Source organism: Flavobacterium sp. JLP, assembly GCF_015350755.1.
Taxonomy (GTDB): Bacteria; Bacteroidota; Bacteroidia; order Flavobacteriales; family Flavobacteriaceae; genus Flavobacterium.
Window position 1 is genome coordinate 92,758 of sequence record NZ_JADKPS010000009.1, and the last position, 23,417, is coordinate 116,174.

General features: G+C 32.9%; 25 protein-coding genes, 1 tRNA gene and 3 pseudogenes. 14 read left to right on the forward strand and 15 right to left on the reverse strand.

The features are described from left to right. Nucleotides 1-128: 128 nt before the first annotated feature. The 8 genes from IRZ83_RS18420 to IRZ83_RS18455 form a co-directional block, all read right to left on the reverse strand. On the reverse strand, nt 129-980 hold the full coding sequence (locus IRZ83_RS18420; RefSeq protein ID WP_194570632.1) for an EamA family transporter: 852 nt from the start codon (nt 978-980) through the stop codon (nt 129-131). 64 nt (nt 981-1,044) lie between these two features. Continuing rightward, complete coding sequence (locus tag IRZ83_RS18425) at nt 1,045-1,638, reverse strand: 2OG-Fe(II) oxygenase (RefSeq protein WP_194570633.1); 594 nt, start codon at nt 1,636-1,638, stop codon at nt 1,045-1,047. A gap of 156 nt (nt 1,639-1,794) precedes the next feature. After that, nucleotides 1,795-3,258, reverse strand: a complete 1,464-nt coding sequence (locus IRZ83_RS18430) for an AAA family ATPase (RefSeq protein ID WP_194570634.1) — start codon at nt 3,256-3,258, stop codon at nt 1,795-1,797. A 166-nt stretch (nt 3,259-3,424) separates the two neighbouring features. Beyond that, nucleotides 3,425-4,543, reverse strand: a complete 1,119-nt coding sequence (locus IRZ83_RS18435) for a vWA domain-containing protein (RefSeq protein ID WP_029273566.1) — start codon at nt 4,541-4,543, stop codon at nt 3,425-3,427. A 106-nt stretch (nt 4,544-4,649) separates the two neighbouring features. Next, nucleotides 4,650-5,030 (reverse strand): YchJ family protein, encoded by a 381-nt coding sequence (locus tag IRZ83_RS18440; RefSeq protein WP_194570635.1) that lies wholly within the window; start codon nt 5,028-5,030, stop codon nt 4,650-4,652. Continuing rightward, on the reverse strand, nt 5,020-5,253 hold the full coding sequence (locus IRZ83_RS18445) for a hypothetical protein (protein WP_029273568.1): 234 nt from the start codon (nt 5,251-5,253) through the stop codon (nt 5,020-5,022). Before IRZ83_RS18445 ends, IRZ83_RS18440 begins: the two co-directional genes overlap by 11 nt. A 63-nt stretch (nt 5,254-5,316) precedes the next feature. Further along, nucleotides 5,317-5,463, reverse strand: coding sequence for a hypothetical protein (locus IRZ83_RS18450; protein ID WP_194570636.1), 147 nt, complete (start codon nt 5,461-5,463; stop codon nt 5,317-5,319). Next, the gene (locus IRZ83_RS18455; protein ID WP_194570637.1) at nt 5,463-6,017 is read right to left on the reverse strand and encodes a hypothetical protein; all 555 of its coding nucleotides are present in this window, start codon (nt 6,015-6,017) and stop codon (nt 5,463-5,465) included. The genes IRZ83_RS18450 and IRZ83_RS18455 overlap by 1 nt, the downstream gene beginning before the upstream one ends. Before the next feature lie 87 nt (nt 6,018-6,104). Between IRZ83_RS18455 and IRZ83_RS18460 the strand changes: the two genes are divergently transcribed. From IRZ83_RS18460 to IRZ83_RS18495, 9 genes and pseudogenes are all read left to right on the forward strand, one after another. Then, entirely contained in the window at nt 6,105-6,356 is a 252-nt protein-coding gene (locus IRZ83_RS18460) for a hypothetical protein (RefSeq protein WP_029273570.1), read from the forward strand. A gap of 328 nt (nt 6,357-6,684) precedes the next feature. Further along, nucleotides 6,685-7,125: a KTSC domain-containing protein gene (locus IRZ83_RS18465; protein WP_194570638.1), complete on the forward strand. Its 441-nt coding sequence runs from the start codon at nt 6,685-6,687 to the stop codon at nt 7,123-7,125. A gap of 258 nt (nt 7,126-7,383) precedes the next feature. Next, nucleotides 7,384-8,145 carry a DUF4369 domain-containing protein gene (locus tag IRZ83_RS18470; protein ID WP_029273572.1) on the forward strand — a complete coding sequence of 254 codons (762 nt, stop codon included), beginning with the start codon at nt 7,384-7,386 and terminating at the stop codon, nt 8,143-8,145. A gap of 18 nt (nt 8,146-8,163) precedes the next feature. Beyond that, nucleotides 8,164-8,550 (forward strand): annotated as a pseudogene (locus IRZ83_RS19650) (peroxiredoxin family protein); the annotation flags it as partial. 186 nt (nt 8,551-8,736) lie between these two features. Continuing rightward, nucleotides 8,737-8,817 (forward strand) — tRNA-Tyr (locus IRZ83_RS18480). Nucleotides 8,818-9,108: 291 nt separating this feature from the next. Then, on the forward strand, nt 9,109-9,321 hold the full coding sequence (locus tag IRZ83_RS19535) for an Arm DNA-binding domain-containing protein (RefSeq protein ID WP_228520728.1): 213 nt from the start codon (nt 9,109-9,111) through the stop codon (nt 9,319-9,321). A gap of 36 nt (nt 9,322-9,357) precedes the next feature. Further along, on the forward strand, nt 9,358-9,702 hold the full coding sequence (locus tag IRZ83_RS19540; RefSeq protein WP_228520729.1) for a phage integrase SAM-like domain-containing protein: 345 nt from the start codon (nt 9,358-9,360) through the stop codon (nt 9,700-9,702). Nucleotides 9,703-9,880: 178 nt separating this feature from the next. Continuing rightward, nucleotides 9,881-10,072 (forward strand): annotated as a pseudogene (locus IRZ83_RS19550) (DUF4134 family protein); the annotation flags it as partial. Between the two features lie 462 nt (nt 10,073-10,534). Continuing rightward, complete coding sequence (locus IRZ83_RS18495) at nt 10,535-11,242, forward strand: LytR/AlgR family response regulator transcription factor (RefSeq protein WP_194570640.1); 708 nt, start codon at nt 10,535-10,537, stop codon at nt 11,240-11,242. 123 nt (nt 11,243-11,365) lie between these two features. Here IRZ83_RS18495 and IRZ83_RS18500 read toward each other — a convergent pair whose 3' ends face one another. The 4 genes from IRZ83_RS18500 to IRZ83_RS18515 form a co-directional block, all read right to left on the reverse strand. Further along, nucleotides 11,366-11,683 (reverse strand): Hpt domain-containing protein, encoded by a 318-nt coding sequence (locus tag IRZ83_RS18500; protein WP_194570641.1) that lies wholly within the window; start codon nt 11,681-11,683, stop codon nt 11,366-11,368. After that, nucleotides 11,670-12,389, reverse strand: coding sequence for a sensor histidine kinase (locus IRZ83_RS18505; RefSeq protein ID WP_194570642.1), 720 nt, complete (start codon nt 12,387-12,389; stop codon nt 11,670-11,672). The genes IRZ83_RS18500 and IRZ83_RS18505 overlap by 14 nt, the downstream gene beginning before the upstream one ends. Before the next feature lie 42 nt (nt 12,390-12,431). Next, entirely contained in the window at nt 12,432-12,845 is a 414-nt protein-coding gene (locus IRZ83_RS18510; protein WP_029268498.1) for a response regulator, read from the reverse strand. An 842-nt stretch (nt 12,846-13,687) separates the two neighbouring features. Next, entirely contained in the window at nt 13,688-14,893 is a 1,206-nt protein-coding gene (locus tag IRZ83_RS18515; RefSeq protein WP_194570643.1) for a sensor histidine kinase, read from the reverse strand. A gap of 878 nt (nt 14,894-15,771) precedes the next feature. Here IRZ83_RS18515 and IRZ83_RS18520 point away from each other — a divergent pair. The 5 genes and pseudogenes from IRZ83_RS18520 (at nt 15,772) to IRZ83_RS19565 (ending at nt 18,649) form a co-directional block, all read left to right on the forward strand. Continuing rightward, nucleotides 15,772-17,199: a cryptochrome/deoxyribodipyrimidine photo-lyase family protein gene (locus tag IRZ83_RS18520; protein WP_194570644.1), complete on the forward strand. Its 1,428-nt coding sequence runs from the start codon at nt 15,772-15,774 to the stop codon at nt 17,197-17,199. Then, entirely contained in the window at nt 17,186-17,323 is a 138-nt protein-coding gene (locus tag IRZ83_RS18525; protein ID WP_194570645.1) for a DUF2256 domain-containing protein, read from the forward strand. Before IRZ83_RS18520 ends, IRZ83_RS18525 begins: the two co-directional genes overlap by 14 nt. Before the next feature lies 1 nt (nt 17,324). Then, a pseudogene (locus IRZ83_RS19555) lies at nt 17,325-18,009 on the forward strand (cryptochrome/photolyase family protein). Then, nucleotides 18,000-18,437, forward strand: coding sequence for a hypothetical protein (locus IRZ83_RS19560; RefSeq protein WP_228520730.1), 438 nt, complete (start codon nt 18,000-18,002; stop codon nt 18,435-18,437). Before IRZ83_RS19555 ends, IRZ83_RS19560 begins: the two are co-directional and overlap by 10 nt. Beyond that, nucleotides 18,437-18,649, forward strand: a complete 213-nt coding sequence (locus IRZ83_RS19565; RefSeq protein WP_228520731.1) for a hypothetical protein — start codon at nt 18,437-18,439, stop codon at nt 18,647-18,649. Before IRZ83_RS19560 ends, IRZ83_RS19565 begins: the two co-directional genes overlap by 1 nt. A 354-nt stretch (nt 18,650-19,003) precedes the next feature. Here the strand turns inward: IRZ83_RS19565 and IRZ83_RS18535 are convergent, their stop codons facing one another. The 3 genes from IRZ83_RS18535 to IRZ83_RS18545 are packed head-to-tail and all read right to left on the reverse strand — an operon-like array spanning nt 19,004 to nt 23,016. Continuing rightward, the gene (locus IRZ83_RS18535) at nt 19,004-20,131 is read right to left on the reverse strand and encodes an alpha/beta hydrolase-fold protein (RefSeq protein ID WP_194570646.1); all 1,128 of its coding nucleotides are present in this window, start codon (nt 20,129-20,131) and stop codon (nt 19,004-19,006) included. A gap of 27 nt (nt 20,132-20,158) precedes the next feature. Further along, nucleotides 20,159-21,454 carry a glycosyl hydrolase family 8 gene (locus tag IRZ83_RS18540; RefSeq protein WP_194570647.1) on the reverse strand — a complete coding sequence of 432 codons (1,296 nt, stop codon included), beginning with the start codon at nt 21,452-21,454 and terminating at the stop codon, nt 20,159-20,161. 11 nt (nt 21,455-21,465) lie between these two features. After that, nucleotides 21,466-23,016: a glycoside hydrolase 43 family protein gene (locus IRZ83_RS18545; protein ID WP_194570648.1), complete on the reverse strand. Its 1,551-nt coding sequence runs from the start codon at nt 23,014-23,016 to the stop codon at nt 21,466-21,468. Nucleotides 23,017-23,417: the final 401 nt, after the last annotated feature.

Below are 23,417 nucleotides of genomic sequence, written 5' to 3' on the forward strand. Positions count from 1 at the left end.
TTCATTGTTACTGCAAATCTATAAAATATATTTGTTAATTCTATAGAATTAGTAGAGTTTTGTTTTAAAAAGTTTAATATCAATTCAAAATGAACTGTAAATTAATACTTTATATATAAAAAAAAACATTAAAATTGCGATCTTACTATGAAAAATATTGAAATTAAAGCCAAAACAAGTCCAATAAAATTGATTTTAGATAATTTCTCTTTGAACAAAAATACCCCTGTAAGACTTCCTAAAATGATTACTCCCATATTCATTCCGGCAAAAACCGTCGAGGGATTTTCAGAAAAAGCTTTATGGGCTTTTAGATAAAACAGAATATTACCGAAATTAAATATTCCGACTAAAGCGCCAAAAAGAATATTTTTTAAATTGAAATTTTCCTTTTTAATAATGATTTTATACAAGGCAACTCCTAGAGCAATTACAAAAGAAATAGCAAAAACAATGCATAAAGAGGTTGGATATGGAAGTGTCGTGTAAAGCGCGATTTGTTTAAATAGAATGTCGATGATCCCGAAACCAATTAAAACTCCCGCTGGATAAATCCATTTGTTTTCTGTATTCTTAGATTGTTTTCTTAAAATGAATAACAATGCTGTAAAACCAATTACGAGACCGATAACTTTATAAGTATTAAATTCTTCTTTAAAAATCAGCCAAGCTGCTAAAATCGGAATAAAAAGAGATAATCGCTGTGCAGCATCCGTTTTTACTATTCCAATATATTTGATAGAAGCCATTAAAAGCAAAAAAACGACAGGCAATAAAACTCCAATTGCAATATAAATGTTCCAAGGTGCTTTTGCATCAACTTCAGCAAAATTGGGACTAAAAGTTAAATAGCATAATATTAGGGCTGTTATGTAATTAAAAGCTACAATTTGTGTGGGATTGGTATCGTATTTTCGAGTTATTTTGAAGATTACTCCAACAATTACACTGCAAAGAATACTTAGAATAAGAAATAACATAGAATCAAATTTTGATTGTAAAAATAGTATTTATCTACATTCCAACTTTCAAAAAATAAAAATATTAATCACTTTTAAGCCAGCCCGTAATACTCATTCTGGTATTTTGAGTTACCAAAACTTCATGAACCAATTCATTGCTTTTAAAGAAAACTGTTTTTCCTTGAGTAGGTGAAATTTTTTGATTGTTATTTTCTTGGTGAATCATTAATTCGCCGCCGTCAGCTTCAACCCAATTACTATTAAGATAACTGATCATAGAGTATTTACGGCTCGGATTATTTTTAAATTGATCCAAATGTTTGAGATAAAAATCGCCTTTTTCATATAGAGAATAATGAAATTCATAACCTGTAATTCCGGCGTAACAGCTTTTATTTAAATAAATTACAAAAGCATCAATTTTATCAAAAAATTCATTTTCAAAAATATTTTCGTTCTTTTTATCGAGCCAATAAATAGCATCGCTTCTGATTTTATTATTAAAAGAAAGTTTTTCAGAATTTCCTATTCCAGCAGATAAAAGCAAACTTCCAGCATTTAAATCAAGTAAATTTTTCTTTAAATGATTGGCCAATTCATCACTCAAAAAATGCTCAGAAATACCAATTTTATTTTCTAAATAAGTCGCAATCAAATCCTCAAAACTATCTTCCATCTATTATTTGGGAAAACTGCAAATACAGCCAACGAAGCAAGATAGACTATTAAAAACTTGTAATAGTACTTTTGAGAAAATAATAAACCCGACAGTCCTAAAATCTTGGGATAATCTGTCGGGTTTGATAATTATAATGTAATATTAATTCTTAATTTATAGTTTACTGATATAACTTCCGTACATATCCTTAAACTGATGCCCTTGCGCAAAACGGTCTTTGCTTAACTTTTTATATTCAACCAATCCCCACAAAATAAATTCTTTGAAGAAATATTGATCATTTTTATCTAATTGAGGCTGATATTTTTTCAATAAAACATCCAACGGCGTTACTTCATCCAAAATCTTTTTGTATTCTTCATCTGAAGCGTCATCTAATAATTCGAAACCGCTTTCTGCAAAAAACCATTCGATTAAATCAGAGTAAGCCGTTTTTTCACCAGCTTTTTCAAGCTTTTCAATTTTAGGCAAAAGTGTTGGAAATAAAGTTCGTATTGCAGATCCGATTAAATTCTGCGCCACCGACGCAGCTCCCTCCTGCTCTCCTTCATAAACCAATTCTACTTTTCCTGTAATTGCCGGAATAATTCCGATAAAATCAGACAATCGCAAAGTTGTTTTTTCCGCTCCTGATTTTAAGGCACGGCGTTCTGCCGTACTCATTAAATTTTCAAAAGCCGTAATACTCATTCTGGCACTCACACCGCTTTTATTGTCGATGTATTCGCTGTCACGCGCTTCAAAACTTATTTGCTCCAAAATATCTTTGGCTAAACTAGGGACATACACGAGTTTATGCTGTGTTTCATCTAATTTCGCTTCTTGTTCCGTAATAGTTCTTGCAATGGCAACACTTTCAGGATAATGCGTTAAAATCTGAGAACCAATTCTATCTTTTAACGGCGTCACGATACTTCCGCGATTGGTATAATCTTCTGGATTTGCTGTGAAAATAAACTGCATATCGAGAGGCATTCTTAATTTGAAGCCACGAATTTGAATATCGCCTTCCTGAAGAATATTAAATAAGGCAACCTGAATTCTTGCTTGTAAATCTGGTAATTCGTTAATAACAAAAATACAGCGGTTTGCTCTCGGAATCATCCCGAAGTGAATTACACGATCGTCTGCATAAGATAATTTTAAATTTGCTGCTTTTATTGGGTCAACATCTCCAATTAAATCAGCAACAGTGACATCTGGCGTTGCTAATTTTTCGAAGAAACGCTCATTTCTATGAAGCCATGATATTGGAGTTTCATCTCCTTTTTCGTCAATTAAATCTTTAGCAAAACGCGAAATTGGATTTAATGGATCATCATTGATTTCTGAACCTGCAACAAATGGGATATATTCATCTAATAATTCGATCATTTTACGAGCCAAACGCGTTTTTGCCTGACCGCGAAGTCCTAATAAATTAATATTATGACGAGATAAAATAGCACGTTCCAATTCTGGAATTACAGTATTTTCAAAACCATGAACACCCTCAAAAACAGGTTTGCCAGATTTTATTTTTTCACGAAGATTATTTCGCAATTCGTCTTTTATACTTATACTTTTATATCCTGAAGCTTTTAGTTCGCCTAGTGTTTTTATGTTTTCTATTTTCATATTTTTTATTTAAAAATTGAATGATTTAAAGACTTAAAATTCAATTGATATTTGATTTTTTTTGTGTTTGGGAACCTTTTTAATTAAATAAGCACTTCTTCGGTCCCGAAGCTTCGGGATCTGGACACTCAGCGTTGCAACCGAAAACTGAGACAGAGATTCAAAACTATCTAACTCGCTTTTTCCTATTTGTTTCATAATCTTCAAAAATCATTTCACCCAAACCTTTTAGTCCAGTATAAAATGCTTTTCCTTGATTCGCTTCTGTAAATTGATTCACAAAACGCTGTAAATACGGATCGTTTGCAATCATAAAAGTCGTAATCGGAATGTGTAATTTTCTGGCTTGCTGTGCCTGTGTGTAACATTTGTCTACGATATATTCGTCGAGCCCGTTGCTGTTCATATAATATGAACCATCTCGCTCACGCACACAGCTTGGTTTGCCGTCGGTGATCATAAAAATTTGCTTGTTTGTATTTCGCTTTCTACGCAAAATATCCATCGCTAATTGAAGCCCGGCTACCGTATTTGTATGGTAAGGACCAACTTGCAGGTAAGGCAGATCTTTAATTGGAATTGTCCAGGCATCATTTCCAAAAACTAAAATATCTAGAGTATCTTTAGGATAACGAGTTGTGATTAATTCAGCCAAAGCCATAGCTACTTTTTTTGCAGGCGTAATTCGGTCTTCGCCATACAAAATCATACTATGACTGATGTCAATCATTAAAACCGTACTCATTTGGGCTTTATATTGTGTTTCTTCAACTACCAAATCATTTTCGGTCAACATAAAACTTTCAACACCGTTGTTTATTTGAGCGTTTCGCAGACTTTCGGTCAGTGAAATACGTTCTAAGCCGTCTCCAAAATTAAATTCGCGGAATTCACCTGTATGTTCATCGCCATTTCCAGCATGTTTTGTTTTGTGATTTCCTGTTCCGGAGCGCTTTAAATTTCCGAAAATTTGATCTAAGGCTTGCTGTCGAATCGCACGTTCTGTTTTAGCCGTGATTCCAAAACCGCCAGTTCCGTCTTCTTTGACCTCATCTTTTATGTAACCTTTCTTTTTTAAATCTTCGATAAAATCATCGATTGTGTAGTTCTCGTCGGTCAGTTTATATTCCGTATCTAGCTCCCGAAGCCAGTCTATAGCTTCATCAAAATCCCCCGAAGTATGGGTGATCAGCTCTTTAAAAATACCAAAAAGCTTTTCAAACGGAGACTGAAATGGGGCTTCGTATGTCTTGAAATAAAAACCTTTTTTAAATTCGTTTTTCATAATTCTAAAATTACGCTATTTTAGAATTACGAAAAAAGAAACGTTTATTAATTTTTAGTTAAAATATTGAAACAAAATATACTAAAATTACTAAGAATTTTATCAATTATTCAAACTTTCCGTCGAGATAAAACCAAGCATTATTTTCAAACTTAAACGTCGAAAATTCGTAATGCATCTGTGGTTTTTTGTTTGAATCTATAAAATAAGCCTTAAACTCAACTGTATTTTCAGTAAAACTTAAAATTTCTAATTTTTGCCATTTATTGCTCGTTGCCCATTTTAAAATTTCAGCTTTTGAGTAATATTGTCTTTCAGAAACATGAGTAGTTTCTAAAAGGTAAACTGCATTATGCGTGGCATACGCCGAATAGCGAGAACGCATTAAAGCCAATGCAGTGGGTGCTTTTTGATTATTTTTAAGATACAATCCACAGCAGTCATTAAATAGTAAACCTGTATCGCAATAGCATTTTTTATTCTCCATCAACTTGCTCTTCGCCGTTAATTTTTACGTGCAACTGATTTAATAAAACTTGATATCTGCTGATTTCTCTCAAATCTTCATCTTCTTCTGCATGATCGAGCAATTCGTCTAGAGTTTCATTTACTTCAAGCAATTTATTATTCGCTTCTCTGTCTTGTTTTGCAGCGATCAAATCAATTATTTCCTGTACGCTTGCTTTTAAAGTTTCGAATTTAGTATTCATATATTTTGTTTTTATTTTGTTTCAAGTTTCAGATTTCAAGTTATTTACAAACTTGAAACTTTTCTATTCTTCCTTTTTGTCTTCGTTGAACTTTTTAATAATTTCTTTCAGTTTTTCTTTACGCGCAATTACAGCCTGTTTTGCTTTGTCTTGGGCTTTGTGCAATTTGTCATTATGCTTTTTGATATTCCTTTCGTTGTTGCGTCCCATTATATTTGTCTTTTAATTTCTTCTAAAGTTTTTTCAGTAAAAATCAGTTCTGTTATGATTTTCTTTCTCAAATCGGCAATGTCATCATAATCAAAATGTTTTGCCCACGAAGTCAATTGCTGCAGATTTCTGATTTGTTTTATTCTTTTTGTGGTTTCAAAACTCGTTCTCAGAATTGCTTTACTATCGTAATTCGGATTCTTTTTATGCTGATAGGTTACTGTATTTTTTTCGAAATCAGCTTCTATATAGTATAGCTTTTCCTCGGCATTATCCGCATAAAATTCGTTCCAGGCGGCAAAACCTATTTTTGTTTTCGATTCTCCCGAAGCTTCGGGATCAACGTCTCGGGCAATCAAACGCCATTTACTGTTGGCTAATCTTCCCCAATGATTAGAAACACGGTACATTCCTGCTTCTGTATAATAATAGGTACTTCCCGCTTTGCTTTCAAACTGTTTTTTTAGGCCTTCTATTTCATTTGCAAGCACTTCATGAAAAACACAAAAGGTATTTTTGAAGGAATTGGGATGTGGCTTAAAATTTTTCTGCATGTGCAAATATACTGAGATTGACTCGAACTCCCTAAAACAAAGATAAATTGATTAACTTTGCAACTTCAATTTTAAAATTTAAAAAACATGTCTAAAGATTCACACGATAAAATGATGCAAAAAGGAGTTTATACCGGCATCATCGAAAAAGATGAAAACAACAATTATTTTTGTGGAGAATATCTTTTAGATTATAAAATGGTACATACCAATCATACAATAGGGGAATTGATTACTATTAAATCTGTTATCGAAAATCCAAGTGATATCAGTTATGATAAATATCCTAAAAAATCTAAAAATTTCCATAAGGCAAATAATAAGCCGGAAGATAAATAATTTGTTCAGGTCTTCTTTGTTTCAAGTTTTAGGTTGAAATGAAAATTCAAACTCAAAGAGTGCACACTAGCAAAGTTCGCGAAGTTTTTTAATAAAGCTTTGCGAACTTTTCGTTTTAAATCCATGGAACATAAAAACTTTGCGGTTAATTCAATGGATAGATGGAGTAAAAACGTTTTACATCTAATATTTATCAAATAACTTTTTCTGAATATTTTTTCTATCAAAAGTAAAAAGTTAAAAAAAAGTGTACCTTTGCAAAAAATTTGTCGTTTTGAAGTAATAAAAACTCATTTCAAACTAATAGACAATAAGTTACCTTTTATTTATGAAAAAAATAGTTGAATACCGCAAGTTACTAAACGTTGATAAAACTGCAGAGTTAAAAGATTTGAAAACCATTTATCGTAATGCGATGAAAGAATCTCATCCTGATAAATTTCAAGGTGATGAGGCTGGTTTAAAAGCTGCAGAAGAAAAAAGTAAGGCAATCATTGAGGCTTATCACTTTTTGGTAAGTATTAATCCTGAGACGATTAAAGCAAATTTACCTGAATATACTGAGACAATCGCAACTGCAACAATTACTGATTATAAATTTGTTGAAGGGCGTTTAATTATCGATTTCTCTAACGGAAGTGTTTACGAATACATTAGTGTTCCTAAAGCGACTTACGTAAAAATGGTAAATGCTGACTCTCCTGGAAGATTCGCGAAAAGACACATTTTGAACTCTTTTACTTGGAGAAAGAAAACAAATCAAGAATAGTTTTACACTATATTATACTTAAAAGCATTCTGGCAACAGAGTGCTTTTTTTATACTTAAGAATTAGGAAATTGTTTGTTTTTAAGCAAAATAAAAATATAATTACTAGTTTTTAAGCACATTAAACAAACAAAACCCCTGATAATAGGCACTTTAAGCCTCTAAAAACTATAACAAAATTTTAGGTTACAAAATTCTTTATGTTTTATATTTTTAGATACTTTTGTTGCACAAATCAATTAACTAATTAATATTTATAATGAAAAAAATATTTTTTTTACTTACAGCTTCTGTAGCGATTATTTCATGCAGCAAAGTTAAAGACGGAGAATACCTTATTACAGGAACTGCAACAGGAATTGAAAACGGAAAAACTATCATCCTTCAAGGTCAAGACCCTACTACAAGAATGTCAGTTAATCTTGATACAGTAAAAGTTGAAAACGGAAAATTCGAAATAAAAGGAAAAGTAACTGAACCAGCTTTTCACGCTTTAGTACTTGAAGGTGCTAACCAGCCAATTCAATTTATCTTAGAAACTGGAGAAATCAATATTGCAATTGACAAAGACAGTATTCACAAATCTAAAATTTCTGGAACTTACAGCAATGATGAGTTTGTAAAATTCAATGAAGATCTTACAAAAACTCAAAAAAGACTTGTTGACTTTCAAAAAAATAACACTGAGAAAATGCAACAAGCTCAACAAGCTCAAGATACTGCAACTATCAATGGTTTGATGAAACAATACGTTGCTATTCAAACTGAAGTTCAAGCAGATTCTAAAAAGAAATATGTTGCTTACGCAGAAACTCACCCAAAATCTTTTATCTCTGCATTGATCGTAAAAGGAATGTCTGAAGATCCTACTGCAGATACTAAAAAAGTAGAAGCTATATATAACTCTTTAGATGAGTCTCTAAAAAATACAACTCCTGCCAAAGAAGCTAAAACAAAAATTGGTCAAGCAAAATTGCCTGCAGTTGGTGCATCAGCTCCTCCGGTTGGCAGCGCTAAATGAAGATCAGATTTTTCAGCTCCTAATCCAGAAGGAAAAGTAGTTTCGCTTAAAGAAAGTTTAGGAAAAGTTACTATTGTAGATTTTTGGGCTTCATGGTGCGGACCATGCAGGAAAGAAAATCCTAATGTTGTTGTTATTTATAAAGAATTACACGCAAAAGGATTAAATATTATTGGAGTTTCATTAGATAAAGAAAAAAGCAAATGGACAGAAGCTATAGCTAAAGACGGCTTAACCTGGACACACGTTTCGAACCTAAAATTTTGGGATGAACCGATTGCTGCTCAATACGGAGTTCAATCAATTCCGGCAACTTTTATTCTTGATGCGTCAGGAAAAGTAGTTGCTCAGGACTTAAGAGGTCCAGAATTAAGAGCAAAAATAGTAGAGCTTTTAGCTAAATAACACCAATATTCAGAATAAAATAAAAAAATCTCCCTAGTGGAGATTTTTTTATTTTATTCAATACCAAGGAATTAAAAAGCAATTGAAAAATAACTTAAAATTAAGTGCGATTTTAGTTTGTAAACATCAAAAACGTTTATATATTTGCAACCGCTTAGCACAACAAAGCGCATTAATACAAGCTTCGGGGAGATACTCAAGCGGCCAACGAGGGCAGACTGTAAATCTGCTGTGTGAACTTCGCAGGTTCGAATCCTGCTCTCCCCACAAAAAGGGTAAAAGAAGTAAAAAGTCACTTTTTCAATCTTTTCAAAAACCCATAAAAAACGTGGTAAAACCTGCAAATCCTAGGATTCGCAGGTTTTTTGCTTTTAAGACAGTTTTCAAACTTTGTAAAAACACTCAAAAGTTTTGTGGCAAAATCGTGGCAAAACTCAGAGGTAAAAAATTTTGCCACAAAATAGTACTTAAACACCTATAAATACAGGGGTTAAGAAAGTTAACGACTTGTTTTTTTGATGCTATAATTCTACATTTATTAATCTAAAAAGTTGAATTATGTTAGAGAGCAGCTTTGGGTTGGCTTTTTTTCTAAAAAGCCCCCACAAAGGAAGTAAAATTAGAGCGGTTTATCTTAGAATAACCGTAGATGGAATTCCAAAGGAAACATCCACTAAACGTAAATGGGACAGCACCCGCTGGGACCAACGAACCGAAAGAGCAATCAGTACAAAAGAAGATGCAAGATCACTTAACTTCTTTTTGGATTAACTGATTTTAAAAGTCAACGAATACAAAACAGAAATTATGTACAGCGGAAAACCCATAACTTCAGAAAAAGTTATGGATTACGTTCTGGGAAAAATTGCCCCAAGGGTTAAACTGCTCGAGGAATTTCAAAAACACAATGAGCAAATGAAGGAGCTTTTGGGTAAAGGATATGCAAGAGGTACTCTTCAACGATTTACTATTACTAAAAATCATTTAGCATCTTTTATTAAATTTAAGTTTAAAAAAGACGACATTGAATTTGCGGATTTAAATCTTGAATTTGTAAAAGACTTTGAGTTTGGTTCTGTCGCATCTGTCAGAGTCAAATATAAGAATTTAAGTAATTTAAAAGTTAGCCCGCCAATTTACAGAATGATTTAAACATAGTTATCCCTTGTCTAACCATCTGATTCTTTCTCAACATATGGACAACTTCAATTCCGCTCAATGTTCGTCTTGCTGATTCAAAGCTTTTAAAACCTAACCCGTTTTGTATGCGCCATATTTGCTCGGAAAGCCGTATAGTGCGGGATAAAGACAACAACTAATTTGTTTCATTATGGAAAGACAAACAAAAAACACCCTGTTGGCAGCATTGGCAATGCTGACAGGTTTCAGTGTGCTGGCACAGGGAAATGGTACGGCGGGTATTAATGAAGCCACTAAGATGGTAGCCTCATATTTTGATACCTCCACGCAGCTTATTTATGTCATCGAAGCCATGGTCGGGCTTATAGGAGGTGTTAAGGTGCTACCATCCTGCGTTCGTTCTTTCTTTAATCCCACTGCCATATGAGTAATTACAACAATTGAAGTTGATACATTTTTTGCCACAAAAACTCAAGGCGATATTTAAGTATATTTTACCAGTCGAGTTTTGTGGCAGATTCGTGGCACATGGTATTTTTAAAAACCATAATCCAGCAAAATCAAGGCCTGTCAATCTTAGGTTCCAAACTGTATCTCAATAATTTACAAATTTACAGTTTTAAAATTCTTAAAAAAACACTTGGGTCGTTGTTCAACCGCAACTAATAATTGATTAATTTCTCTTTTACCTGTCTTACTAATAATTTTCTTGAAAAAAATTATTATCTTGTTTAGGAAGTAGGAAGAGTATTAAAAAAAACAGTGCAGTACAACTTACAATATGGATTTTAATATGTTCAGAACACTGCAATAACTTACTAGAATTATAATATAGGCTTAAACTATGAATTGCATTATTATTGATGACGAAGAAATGGCAAGAGCCATTATAGAAAAAATAATCGAGGATATTCCGCAATTAAACTTATTAAAAAAGTTCTCAAATGCTATGAATGCCATCAAGTACTTGAATCAAAATGAGGTCGATTTAATTTTTCTTGACATCCACATGCCTGATTTTACAGGTGTTGATTTTATTAAAACTCTTAAAAATCCTCCCAAAATTATACTTATAACCTCTGATAAAGATTTTGCTATTGAAGCTTTTGAATATGACTGTATTGTCGATTATATAGTAAAACCTATTACCAAGGATCGTTTTGAGAAAGCAATTCAAAAAGTGATTGCGATACCCTTATCTAGAACAATGGTTATTAACAAAAGCGCAGGTGAAGATAATGCACATGAATTTTATATTAATATTGATCGTCGTTTAATCAAAATCGAATTTGCTTCAGTAAACATAGTAGAAGCCAAAGGAGACTATATTCATATTAAGACAGAAAATAAAAACTATGTAGTACACTCTACTCTTAAAAAAATTGAAGACAAATTACCTAAAAGTTTATTTTTGAAAGTGCACCGTTCGTTTATCATCAATACCAAAAAAATTATAGATATTGAGGACAATAGTGTCTTAATTGGTAAAGATGTTGTTCCGGTAAGTCGCGCAAATCGGCCTGATTTAATGAAGCGTTTAAATTTATTGTAGACTTTAATAAAAAGAATTAGATTTCTTCCAACTTATTTTTTTCTAATATTTTACATTTTAAATCTCAATTCTAAAAAATGACCAGCTATAACTAAAGATTAAACAATCAGCAAATAAGAATTACTATAAGCCTTTTACAAAATGTTGAATTAATTGTAAAATATTTTCAAACTCATTTGCAGACTTAATTATGCCATTTAATAACTCATTTTCATATTCATGCGTGATATGATATTCTTTTTCAAGACCAAAAATTATTATTTTATGTTTTAATTTATGAACATGTTCTGCCGCATTTTTGTAGTTATGAGCTTCCATACTTTTATTATATGCCAATATTTCGAGCGGAAGTTCTTTTTTAATAATAGTAATCATTTTTTGCTTACATTCACTGTCATCTCCACAAATTTGATCTATATAAGTTAAATTAGGCTGTTCCATGGTTTTTAGGTAAAGTAAAATAAAATGTTGTTCCGATATTTTCCTTACTTTCAAGCCAGATGGAACCTTTGTAGTATTCTACAATTTTTTTGACTATCGAAAGACCCGCTCCTGAATTTTGATTGCTGCTCTCTAATTTTGTAAATATTTTAAAAATTTTGCCGTGATATTTTTCAGCAATTCCGATACCATTATCTTTAATATAAAATTCAAAATCATTCTTGTTTTCTTTACAGCCAATGTCAATTTGACCGTGGTTTTTATCATTATAATGAATGCTGTTTTCAATTAAATTTTGCATTAATTGTTTGAATCGCCATGTATTTCCGTTTATTTTAGGTAAATCATTGATTATTGAAATTTTAATATTTTTGGGAATATGAATTTCTCTCGTAATTTCATCAATTATCTGATTAAAATCAATTAATCTTTCTTCAGATTCTAATTTGTCTATTGTAGAGTAAGCTAAAATTCCATTGATTAGCAAATCCATTTTTTCGACATTAAACAATACCTGATGTAGCAAATTCAAACAACTTTCACTCATTGCGTCTTTATTCTCCTCAAGAACCCAATTAATCAACGTATCTATATTCCTTAGTGGCGCTTTTAGATCATGTGAAACAACATGAGCGTATTCATTAAGCTCTCTGTTTTGATTTTCCAGACTTATTAGCAATTCTTCCCTGTGTTTACTCTTATTCATATTTCCATAGATTGCTATAAAAAAACAAGTTCCTATAATGTATTACTGCGAAATTATTTCATTTATACTCCAGTAGGTCAGTAGTTTTGCTATCCTGTCTACATATTCCTCATATTTCAAAGGTTTTAAAATATATCCTGCAATACCAATTTTATAACACTCCATTACATCTTTATGGTTATTGGAAGTAGTTAATATAATTGCGGGTATGAATTTTAATACATCATCTGTTTTTAAAATATTCAAAAATTCAATCCCATTTAATTTTGGCATATTAAGGTCTAAAATGATAATGTCTGGCACTATCTCTTTCTTATTCAATATATCAAGTGCTTCTTCACCATTAGTTGCTTCGATAATTTGATGATTGAATTCTAATTTTTTTAGTACTCTGTAAAATTTCATTACTTCTATTACATCATCTTCTATTAATAGAATATTTAAAGATTTTGCCATTTTCTTATTTTTAAAATTTGATGTATACCAATATTATAATAAATATACCTTACTGTACGTGAAAACATGACTTTATTCGTTAACTCTTCTGTAAGTGTCGATGAATGGGAATTAAGTGTCGATGAATGAATATATTTTTCAATTCTTCGATAAAAAGTTTCTTATGTTGATTAGATTAAGTATTAGTATCTTTTATTTTTTGTATCAGATAGAGATGGCAAGCAATATGAATATTTAAAAGAAAATTAAAAAATAGCATTATTTCCCTTTAATACTAATTTGTCTACCTCTCAATTCCAATCAATTACAAGTCAGCCGTAAAGATGGAAGATTCACCGACAGCAAACTACTATTCATCGAAAAAAATAAACAAAATTTGAGTATCGACTTAGATTTGTATCAGAATTAAGAAAGAATCTAAAAATAATTTTCAAAACAATTTAACAAAGTTAATTACCATTTACAATTGCATTATTTAGTTGATTAGAATTCCTAGTATTAACCATTTAAAAAATTAAATACATTTAAAAGCAGGTCAATATTATAGGTACTTCCTGAATTACATTGTCATTACAATTGGAATTTTGCACATTTAAAATCTTTTTTGAATTTACCTACATCTTCAAAAGAGTTGCTAATACCGAAAACATGACGCCCTTTTTGCCCAAAGCCTGAGCTTTCTACAAATTAAAAATTAGTAACGGCAATGTAATTCTACAGAAGTAATAATTTAAATGTCCACATTATTTCCATTTTTTATTAAGTGGGAAGTTTTTTTACTTTGATTTTCCGCAGCTAATTACTCCTAAGAAATTAAGGAAATCCAAAAAAAATTAGCAGTTTTACTCTTTTGGTAAAACAAAACAAAAACAAGCACCTCTTTGATTATTTTTTCTATTTTTCAGATAGATAGTGCCTCCTAATCGCTCTAATATAGCTTTTATTGTTGATAAGCCAATGCCGGAATTTTTAGCATATTTTTGATTGACAGTTTCAAATAATTCAAATACTTTTTCCCAATATTCTTCTTGTATGCCTGGTCCATCATCTTCATAAATAAATGAATAACTAGTTTCATCTTCTTCCAGAGATATCCAGACATTACTTTTTTGTTTGTCAGTGTGTTTTACTGTATTTGACAAAAGATTTTGAATGATTTGAATAAAACCAATTTTGGAACACTTTATTACAGCATCACAATTAATATAATGAATTTGCGCCAGAATACTTAAAGCATTATTATCAACTATATATTGAATAATGTTTTGTACATTAAAATATTCTAAACAAATTTTGTCATTGCTAACTTTGGTATATTCTAAAATCCCGTTGATTAAAAACTCCATGTATTCATTTCTGGAATAAATTAGATCGATCCATTCCTCTAACGTAGTATTTTTTATAAGTTCTTTATGATCCTCTTTTATAAAAGTTATCAAAGAGTTCACCCCTTGGATAGGAACTTTTAAATCATGAGTTAATCGATAAGCAAATTGATTCAATTGCACATTTTTTTTCAAAATTTCATCATTAAGACTTTCTAAAAGACTATTTTTTTTTCGAAGTTCAAATTGAGAAATTACCTGTTTTGCCAGTGCCTTTAATGATTCTTTTTGGCTTTCTGTAAGGCCTTCTCTAGGCTTTGTATCAATAACACAAATTGTCCCTAAAGAATACCCCTCTTTACTGTTTAAAGGAGCTCCTGCATAAAATATTACGTGAGGGTCATCTGTAGTTAAGGGATTATCATAAAACCTCTTGTCTTTACTAGCATCCGGAATAATGAATAATTCATCGGGCGTATTTATTGTATGTGCACAAAAAGCTAAATCCCTCGGAGTTTCGGTCGTATTTAAACCATGATGCGATTTGAACCATTGCCGGGTATCATCAACTAAAGTTACCAATGCGATTGGAGTGCCGCAAATTTCAGCTGCTATTTTTGTCAGGGCATCATATTCTTCTTCAGGTAATGTATCTAATATTTTATAAGTATCTAAAGCTTTTAAGCGGCGATCCTCATTGTTAGGAATTTGTGGTTTATACATATAACTGAATTTTTATTTGTTTGCTTAAAACTAAATATGCATATGTAAGATATGTCTGCTATTTTCATTCATAAAAATAAATAATTTATAATTCTTTTTATAAGAAATTACCATAAAAAAACATGATGGAATATTAAAATATGGCTTTTCAGTAAATTATACTATAAACTGAGCTGAATCTTTGTGGTAAGCTGTCTTTCTTTTCCGTTTAAAAGAATTATTAATTTACTGCAAATTATAATCCCCTTGCAATAACACTTTGGATAGCAATGAGCTTTAGTATTTAAAATTCTAAGATAAAAGTTATCTTCATTTATGACAGAGCCGATAATATTAGAGATAAAATTTCCAACTATACAACAAATCAAGGCTTAAGAAGTTTAAGTCGAAACTTTTAGATCAAGAAGGTGCAATTCATATGAAAAAAAACTTACAAAATTATTTAAAAAAAATACTATTCAATCAGTTTTTAGATGAAATAGTGAAGGCTTGCTTATGTTATAACATACATTGATAATAATACCAAAAATGTATTTAATAGCCGCCTTATCGGAACTGAATACAGTGTTTATAATAAAACAAACAGTACTACTCAGTCGACATCTTAGCAAACCTGATTTTATTGAAATATGCACACTATTGCTAATCATTAAACCTTTATAAACATAAATTGCTTATTTTTGTTTAATATTATCTGGAAATAATTAAACAAAAAAAATAGTAAAGCCAATTATGATGCTGTAGGATATTGGTTTTGTCGATGTAGAAAAATCCAATATTATTTCTTGTTCCGGTCCGCACAGCCATCATAAAACTTTACAATTAGACAGGTTAAGTTATGCAAAGCCTGATAAAGAAATTACATCACTGCTTAAAAGTTGAACAAAAAAAAGTTAAATATTATGTGGTTCAAACGTGATCTGCGTTTTACAGATCATGAACCTCTTTTTATGGCACAGCAGGAAAATATCCCCCTTCTTATGTTGTATTTTTTTGAGCCATCAGTAATGGCGTGCGATGATTCTGATGTGCGTCACTGGCGTTTTGTTTATGAATCCTTAAGGGAAATGCAGTCTAAATTAAAGCCGATTGACGCGCAGATCTATTATTTTCATAACGAAGTCCAGACTGTTTTTGAGTACCTATGCAGTCTTTATAATATCCAGACAGTGTTTTCGCATCAGGAAATCGGCAACAAAGCCACTTTTGACAGGGATATTGAAATGCAGTCTTTTTTTGATCAAAATAATATCGTTTGGAAACAATCCCAGCTGCACGGAGTGATAAGAAAGCTGCGGTCAAAACAAGATTGGGACAAGCGCTGGGAAGAAACAATGCGGGCAATACCTAAAATGATTGACCTGAATGCTTTTAAATTTGAAAATTTAAATCCTGATTTTTACCTGGAACTAATAGGAAAAGCACTTTCGAATGAAATTACAAACCGAAATGAAAACTTTCAACAAGGGGGCGAATATTGGGCATGGCGCTATCTGCAAAGTTTTGCAAAAGAAAGACATATAAATTACAGCAGGCACATTTCCAAACCAGCCTTAAGCCGAAAAGGCTGCAGCCGTCTCTCTCCCTATTTAACTTACGGAAACATAAGCATGCGGATGGTGTATCAATATACCAATCAGTTTTATGAAGGATCGCCCAACAAAAGAGCCATGCTTAATTTTGTTTCCAGACTCCACTGGCATTGCCATTTTATGCAAAAATTTGAAAATGACTGCCAGATTGAATTTGAAAATATAAACAAAGATTATGATTCCCTGGTCAAGCCAAAAAATGAAAACTATATAAAAGCCTGGCAGGATGGCAAAACCGGCGTTCCTATTGTAGATGCCTGCATGCGATGTTTAGTGCAAACAGGTTATATCAACTTTAGAATGCGGGCGATGCTAGTTTCCTTTTTTACATTCAATTTGTGGCAGGACTGGCGCGAACTGCATTTTCTGGCAAGACAGTTTTTAGATTACGAACCCGGAATTCATTATCCGCAGATTCAGATGCAGGCAGGTACAGCAGCAGGCAATACCATTAGAATTTACAATCCCATAAAAAACTCGCAACAGCACGATCCAGAGGGTGTTTTTATAAAGAGATGGATGCCTGAACTGGCTGAAATTCCATCACAATTAATTCATGAACCCTGGAAATTAAATCTTATTGAACAGCAATTTTACAAATGCGAAATAGGCAAAGATTATCCAGAGCCGATAGTTGACATAGAAGAAACGCGGAAATACGCCAGTGATATTGTCTGGGGTTTTAGAAATAAACAAAAAAATGCGAGGAGTTAAGAAACAGAACCTGCCCATTAAAACCTGCCCTGCCTGCCAAAGGCCATTTGCATGGAGAAAAAAATGGGAAAAGGTGTGGGACGAAGTGAAATATTGCAGTGATAAATGCAGAAGCAGCAAATAATATGGAAACCAAAACTTTAAGGCTCATACTTGGAGATCAGTTAAACAGCAATCATTCCTGGTATGAAACCACAGACAATTCAATAACCTATGTGATGATGGAAATCCGCACAGAAACAGACTATGCCATACACCACATACAAAAACAACAGGATTCTTTGCAGAAATACGCCTGTTTTGCAATTACCTAAAATCCAAAAGACATCATTGCATTTATCTGGAAATAAACGACAAAGACAATTTACAGTCTCTTGAGGCCAATCTGTCCTTTATCATAGAGAGAGATCATTACACAAGATTCGAATACCTGATGCCCGATGAATACCGCGTAGATGCAGTATTAAAAAAATTTACATCCCAGCTTGGTATTGCATCTAAAGTTTACGATACCGATCATTTTTTCAGTACCCGTAATGAACTCGGAAAATTCTTTGAAGGCAAAAAAACTTTTTTGATGGAAAGTTTTTATCGCGCCATGCGAAACATCATATCCTTATTTCAGGAGACAACCCAGTGACAGGCCAGTGGAATTATGATCATGAGAATAGAAAAAAACTGCCTAAAAATCATCGACCCGCTCCCCCTTTAGTTTTTAATAATAATGTTTCCCATATAGTGGATGCCATTTTACAGACCGATATTAAAACGATCGGATCTATTGACAAAACAAATTTCATATGGCTGTAAACAGGAAACAGTCCCTCGACCTCCTTGATTATTTTACAGATGAATGCCTGCCTTTATTCGGTTCTTACCAGAATGCAATGCTCCCTAATGAGTGGTCCTTATACCACTCCAGATTATCATTTTCTTTAAACAAAAAAATGATTTCTCCGGCTGAAGTCATACAAACTGCAATTGCAAAATGGGAGAAACATCCCGAAGTTATTGCTTACAACCACCTAAAAGGTTTTGTACGCCAAATTATTGGATGGCGGGAATACATGCGAGGCATTTACTGGCTCAAGATGCCGGAATATGCTGCATTAAATTTTTTCGGCCATAAGGAAAAATTGCCTGAATGGTTCTGGACAGGCAAAACCAAAATGAACTGTCTTAAAGACGCCATAACGCAGTCCCTCACATTGCCTATGCGCACCATATCCAGCGTTTGATGATCACTGGAAATTTTGACCTTTTGGCCGGAACCGATCCTGATGAAGTCGACAGCTGGTATCTTGGCATATACATCGATGCGCTGCATTGGGTTGAAATAACAAACACACGAGGCATGAGCCATTTTGCAGATGGAGGAATTGTCGGCACGAAACCTTATTTCAGTTCGGCTTCATATATTTATAAAATGAGCCCTTACCATGATGAATAAATTCTATTCCGGCCGTTTTTTCGTCAAAAAACATTCCGTTGTATTCGTTGTTAAAAACCCAGACATTAAGTCCGGGAGTTTCAAAATATTCTTTTTCGTTTAATACTAAATTCTGAGAAAATGACTTATTTGCAAGACTAAACAAACAAAAAAATATAATTACTTTTTTTAATAAAGTTTTATTGAAAACCATTACTAACATACTATTAAGTTTACACATAATTTTATATTTAATTATTAAAACCAACAACAAGTACCTGGACAAATGAATTGTTTGAATGTCATGTTTTGGGGCAAATACAATTCATCGCCAGATACTGTATATTAAAATGAATGAATTAGTAATCCTGGAAATCACTTTTCTTTAAATAAAAGTGGTGCTAATTCTTTGAAGCTTCGACGCCAGGTTTGAAATTCGTGTCCGGTATTTTCAGAAATATAGGGAACCGCATTAAAACCAGCAGTTTTAAGAGTTGCCACAGCATCTTTAATACCATCAGGCCGCTCTTTGCTTCCACAACTTAAAAAGATCAATTTGACTTTTGATTTATCTTTAATGTCTTCCGGTTTATAAATTCCTCCACTAAGAAGTGCATAATAAGAGAAAACCTCCGGTTTATTAAGAGTTATCATTTTTGTTTCCATTCCTCCCATTGATAAACCACCCATCGCACGATTAGCAGAATTTGCCAGCGTACGGAAATTTGAATCCACATACGGAATTAAATCCTCTACCAAAACCGTTTGAAAGGGTTCTATTTTGAAACTTGCCAAACCACCGTATTTAATTTCATTGGTCATACCGTACGTCATTACAATAATGAATGATTTTATTTTGCCTTCTGCTATCAAATTATCCATGATCAAATTGACGTGTCCCTGATTGCTCCATGCTGTTTCGTCTTCTCCCCAGCCGTGTTGTAAATACAAAACCGGATATTGCTTTGATTTATCTTTATGATATCCTGGTGGGGTATAAACAAAAGCCCTGCGAGAGGTATTAGTGCTTTTTGAAGGAAAAAGAATTTGCTGTACGTTTCCGTGCGGAACATTTTTCAAGGCATAAAAATCCTGATCATGTGCGGGTATTTCAATGCCGCTTTCCCAACGCGTAGAACCGTAAAAATTAAGTGCTCCCGGATCGTTAAAAACGCCTCCATCGATAGTTACATGATAATAATGAAAGCCTTCATCCATGGCGCCTGCTGTGGTTCCACGCCAAATACCGTCTTCTCCTTTTGCAAGAACGGTTCCTCCTTTTGTTCCACCTAATCCAAGGCTTACTACTACAGATTTGGCTTCGGGAGCCAGAATTTGAAATCGTGCATAACCCTGAGAATTAACTTGCGGGTATTCCTGTCCGGGCTGATTAAGTGTTGAAGGTTTAAAATCTTCGGCAATAGCGGTTTGATTTGTTTGTGAAAAACCTATAAAACCTGATAAAATAAATGCCCATACCATAACAATTGTATACTGTTTCATATTTTTTATTTTTTATATTTAAAAAAATTATTTTACTGTTGGCGTGATAATTTGATAATTCCCACTAAGATGCATTAAACTGAAGAGATACATTAATCCATCATAATACGGATCGAAGTAACCATCTTCATACGGTTCCAGTTTCGCATTCCAAAGGGCATGAACAAAATCCATACTTGTTTTATCGGGATTGACAAGTGATGCTGTTGCCGAAGTCGCTACTAATCCTATGGAATGTCTGAGTTTTTTAACGGGACCGGCTTGCAGTATAAACTCTGGTTTAGAACCATCCAGATTAAATTGATCTTCAAAAGTGTCTAATCCTTTGGATCTAAGAAAATTTTGGAATTTTACGGCATATTCTTCCTGCCATTTTTTATCTTTTCCATACCACATATAATCCATTGCAATATTCATAGGAACACGCCACGAATCATAACGAAATCCTCCAGGCATCCATGGTGTAGGATGTGGTTCTCCTGTGAATTCGGTGTAATCTGAATTTAGTCCTGTTACAGGATGAGTAGCTTTATGGAGAAAATTGCGAGACACATCGGCACATTCTTTATAAAATTGCTCGTGACCATCTTTCGCATACAAAGCCCATATTTCATAGAAGGCTGGAACATGATAAGAGGGGTCTGTCCAGTTATAACCTCCTCTTTCTGGCACAAAAGATATTTGCTTGTGTTCCGTATTTATTATATTATGAATACCAGCTGTACCGTCTTTTTTCCACATAGCATCGAGTATTCTTCTGGCTTCTTTATAATAATTTATTCCGGTATCATTTCCCCATCTATTAGAAGCAAAAAGCAAACTGGTGATATAGTATAATTCTCCATCTGAAGCAGAGCCGGGCGAATTTCGTTTTTTAGTTTCAGGGTTTACACTCCATGCAAAATAAGCTTCTCTTGGTCCTTCCTGATGTTGCATGTATTTGACAGACCATCTCCAGATGCGGTCGAAAACCTCTTTTTTATTCAGTTGAACAGCGACCATCATTCCATACGACATTCCCTCTGTACGGGCATCTTTGTTTTTAACATCCGAAACATATCCTAAAGAATCACCTTCTTCAAAATACACTTTGTTTGGACCTTCAAAAACGTCATAATAGGCTTTGGCTACTTTCTTATCTATTTCAGCCTGACTATAGCCTGCTTCCTTAAAAAGATTGCGGTACTTAGGTCTGGATTCTGATTTTTCTGCTTTCTTTTTAATTTGACCAACGACCAAAACGGGTAAAATCAATCCGAACACCAATACCAAAACGTGAATCCTAATCAGAAATTCATTTGCAAAACTTTTATCTATTATCATAATTTATCTTTTTAATATTTAATTCTAAACCAATCAAAATCGACATATCCTCCAGTATTTTTTGTCGCATAATTGAACAATCCAAAACGATAGCCCATAAAATGCGGAAGTGTATATTTCATTTTTAAAGTTTCGCCTATCGGGTTCCAAACTTTTCCATCGAGACTGTAGAAAAAATTGGCTTCATCTTTTTTGTTTGTAAAATCACAATCAATTTTAAAATAAACCAGATTTTGATCTAAAGCAATTCGCTGTACTTCAACAGCTTTGTCTTTATTGGTATTTACCATTACTATTGATTTTTTGTCTTTTTCTACTTTCACTCCAATCAGTCCGTATTCTTTTTGTAAGGCAGATAATCCGGCAAAATCACCGTCCTTCATTTTAGAAATATCCAAAAAAACAGAAGCTGAGCTTGCTGGACCAATTGTACGTTGTGTGAGTGTATTTCTTGCTAAGAGAAAATCAGTATCAATTCTTCCTGTTTTAAGGCGCAGGAATCCTTTTCTTTCTTTTAAAGACCAAAGTGTATTATCCGGATTGTGATTCCATTGCCAAACTAATGGCAGCATTTGTTCCCCTTTTTTGCGGTTGAATTCATCTGAGGCAACCAAATTCGGAATTAAGCTTTTACTTACTGGCAGATCTAATTTTTCAGGAACTTTTCCATTTTTGCCTAATATTGGCCAACCGTCTTCCCATTTTACAGGAACCAGATACGGAATTCTGCCAACAGCTCCATAATCGCGAAAAAGATAAGAGAACCATCGACCGTCGGGAGTGTCTATAAGTCCGCCCTGAGCAACGCCTAAATCCTGTAAACCTACTTTTCCTTCCCACGGACCATTAATATTGTCAGCTCTATGAATTATTACAGTACGCATTCCGCCTTGAGGCCAGCAAATATTAAAAAGGTAATATTTTCCTTTTATTTTAAATAACTGAGAACCTTCTGCACCTAGCATAATATTGTTTCCAGCAGGTGCACTGGCGTTCGCTATAATAATTTTATCCGGAACATTTTGTTTAATTCCGGTTAAATCATCATTGAGTTCAACCAGTTTGATTTTGCATGCTCCGTAGATTAAATAAGCCTTACCGTCATAATCAAAAAACAAAGAATGGTCGTGATAATCCGGTTTAAAAGAAACTCTTTGCCAGTTCCCTTTTTCTATATCTTTCGTTTTAAAAATGTAGGTCTCACCTGTAGTTTGTGCAAAAGTAGTCACATAATAAATTCCGTTATGAAAACGCAGACTACTTGCCCAGGAACCTCTACCATACGTGCTTTTTCCTTCTGTTAAATTTAATTCCGGCATATCTGCCAAAGTATCATAGGCATAATTGATGATTTTCCAATTGACAAGATCTGTCGATTTCATAATAGGCAAACCCGGACTCATGTGCATTGTAGTACTGCTCATATAATAATTTTCACCTACTCTGATTATGGACATATCAGGCACATCAGTAAAAAGTATTGGATTCTGGGCTTGCGCCAAAGTAACAGCATGAATAAGCAAAACAAAAAAGACGAAAATGAACTTAATACCTTTTTTCATGGCGTAAAGATTAAATTAAAAGAAACCTTTATCGAATTACATATCGTATAATTCCAGCGTAACGAAAAAGCCGAAAGTGTTTAAGCTTCCGGCTTTTAATTTAAAAACTAACTCTTAAACTTAGTTATAAACCAATTTGTAAAATAACACTTATAACCAACATTAATTTTTAAACCTAAAATCATAATCTTCAATTTTATAACAATTACATTATACTAAATTTAATAAGTGTATTTATCAAAAATATAAATAAAAACAATTAATACACAACCGGTTGCTTAAATATTTACAGTTAGAATCATTAAAAAAAACTATATAAAAAACATTATAAATATTTTTTATGTAAAAAAAATACACAATATCAGTTTAGATGATTATTTTAATTAAGAAGTTTGACAAAT

What these genes read in the sequence shown, in the direction of transcription:
- IRZ83_RS18425 (WP_194570633.1), bottom strand. Translation starts at nt 1,638, where the DNA reads ATGGAAGATAGTTTTGAGGATTTGATTGCGACTTATTTAGAAAATAAA.
- IRZ83_RS18545 (WP_194570648.1), bottom strand. Translation starts at nt 23,016, where the DNA reads ATGAAAAAAGGTATTAAGTTCATTTTCGTCTTTTTTGTTTTGCTTATT.
- IRZ83_RS18525 (WP_194570645.1), top strand. Translation starts at nt 17,186, where the DNA reads ATGCGAGGAGTTAAGAAACAGAACCTGCCCATTAAAACCTGCCCTGCC.
- IRZ83_RS18515 (WP_194570643.1), bottom strand. Translation starts at nt 14,893, where the DNA reads ATGTATAAACCACAAATTCCTAACAATGAGGATCGCCGCTTAAAAGCT.
- IRZ83_RS18465 (WP_194570638.1), top strand. Translation starts at nt 6,685, where the DNA reads ATGAAAAAAATAGTTGAATACCGCAAGTTACTAAACGTTGATAAAACT.
- IRZ83_RS19540 (WP_228520729.1), top strand. Translation starts at nt 9,358, where the DNA reads ATGTACAGCGGAAAACCCATAACTTCAGAAAAAGTTATGGATTACGTT.
- IRZ83_RS18455 (WP_194570637.1), bottom strand. Translation starts at nt 6,017, where the DNA reads ATGCAGAAAAATTTTAAGCCACATCCCAATTCCTTCAAAAATACCTTT.
- IRZ83_RS18435 (WP_029273566.1), bottom strand. Translation starts at nt 4,543, where the DNA reads ATGAAAAACGAATTTAAAAAAGGTTTTTATTTCAAGACATACGAAGCC.
- IRZ83_RS18430 (WP_194570634.1), bottom strand. Translation starts at nt 3,258, where the DNA reads ATGAAAATAGAAAACATAAAAACACTAGGCGAACTAAAAGCTTCAGGA.
- IRZ83_RS18505 (WP_194570642.1), bottom strand. Translation starts at nt 12,389, where the DNA reads ATGAATAAGAGTAAACACAGGGAAGAATTGCTAATAAGTCTGGAAAAT.
- IRZ83_RS19565 (WP_228520731.1), top strand. Translation starts at nt 18,437, where the DNA reads ATGATCACTGGAAATTTTGACCTTTTGGCCGGAACCGATCCTGATGAA.
- IRZ83_RS18450 (WP_194570636.1), bottom strand. Translation starts at nt 5,463, where the DNA reads ATGGGACGCAACAACGAAAGGAATATCAAAAAGCATAATGACAAATTG.
- IRZ83_RS18460 (WP_029273570.1), top strand. Translation starts at nt 6,105, where the DNA reads ATGTCTAAAGATTCACACGATAAAATGATGCAAAAAGGAGTTTATACC.
- IRZ83_RS18420 (WP_194570632.1), bottom strand. Translation starts at nt 980, where the DNA reads ATGTTATTTCTTATTCTAAGTATTCTTTGCAGTGTAATTGTTGGAGTA.
- IRZ83_RS19560 (WP_228520730.1), top strand. Translation starts at nt 18,000, where the DNA reads ATGGCTGTAAACAGGAAACAGTCCCTCGACCTCCTTGATTATTTTACA.
- IRZ83_RS18540 (WP_194570647.1), bottom strand. Translation starts at nt 21,454, where the DNA reads ATGATAATAGATAAAAGTTTTGCAAATGAATTTCTGATTAGGATTCAC.
- IRZ83_RS18535 (WP_194570646.1), bottom strand. Translation starts at nt 20,131, where the DNA reads ATGAAACAGTATACAATTGTTATGGTATGGGCATTTATTTTATCAGGT.
- IRZ83_RS18445 (WP_029273568.1), bottom strand. Translation starts at nt 5,253, where the DNA reads ATGAATACTAAATTCGAAACTTTAAAAGCAAGCGTACAGGAAATAATT.
- IRZ83_RS18440 (WP_194570635.1), bottom strand. Translation starts at nt 5,030, where the DNA reads ATGGAGAATAAAAAATGCTATTGCGATACAGGTTTACTATTTAATGAC.
- IRZ83_RS18495 (WP_194570640.1), top strand. Translation starts at nt 10,535, where the DNA reads ATGAATTGCATTATTATTGATGACGAAGAAATGGCAAGAGCCATTATA.
- IRZ83_RS18510 (WP_029268498.1), bottom strand. Translation starts at nt 12,845, where the DNA reads ATGGCAAAATCTTTAAATATTCTATTAATAGAAGATGATGTAATAGAA.
- IRZ83_RS18470 (WP_029273572.1), top strand. Translation starts at nt 7,384, where the DNA reads ATGAAAAAAATATTTTTTTTACTTACAGCTTCTGTAGCGATTATTTCA.
- IRZ83_RS19535 (WP_228520728.1), top strand. Translation starts at nt 9,109, where the DNA reads ATGTTAGAGAGCAGCTTTGGGTTGGCTTTTTTTCTAAAAAGCCCCCAC.
- IRZ83_RS18500 (WP_194570641.1), bottom strand. Translation starts at nt 11,683, where the DNA reads ATGGAACAGCCTAATTTAACTTATATAGATCAAATTTGTGGAGATGAC.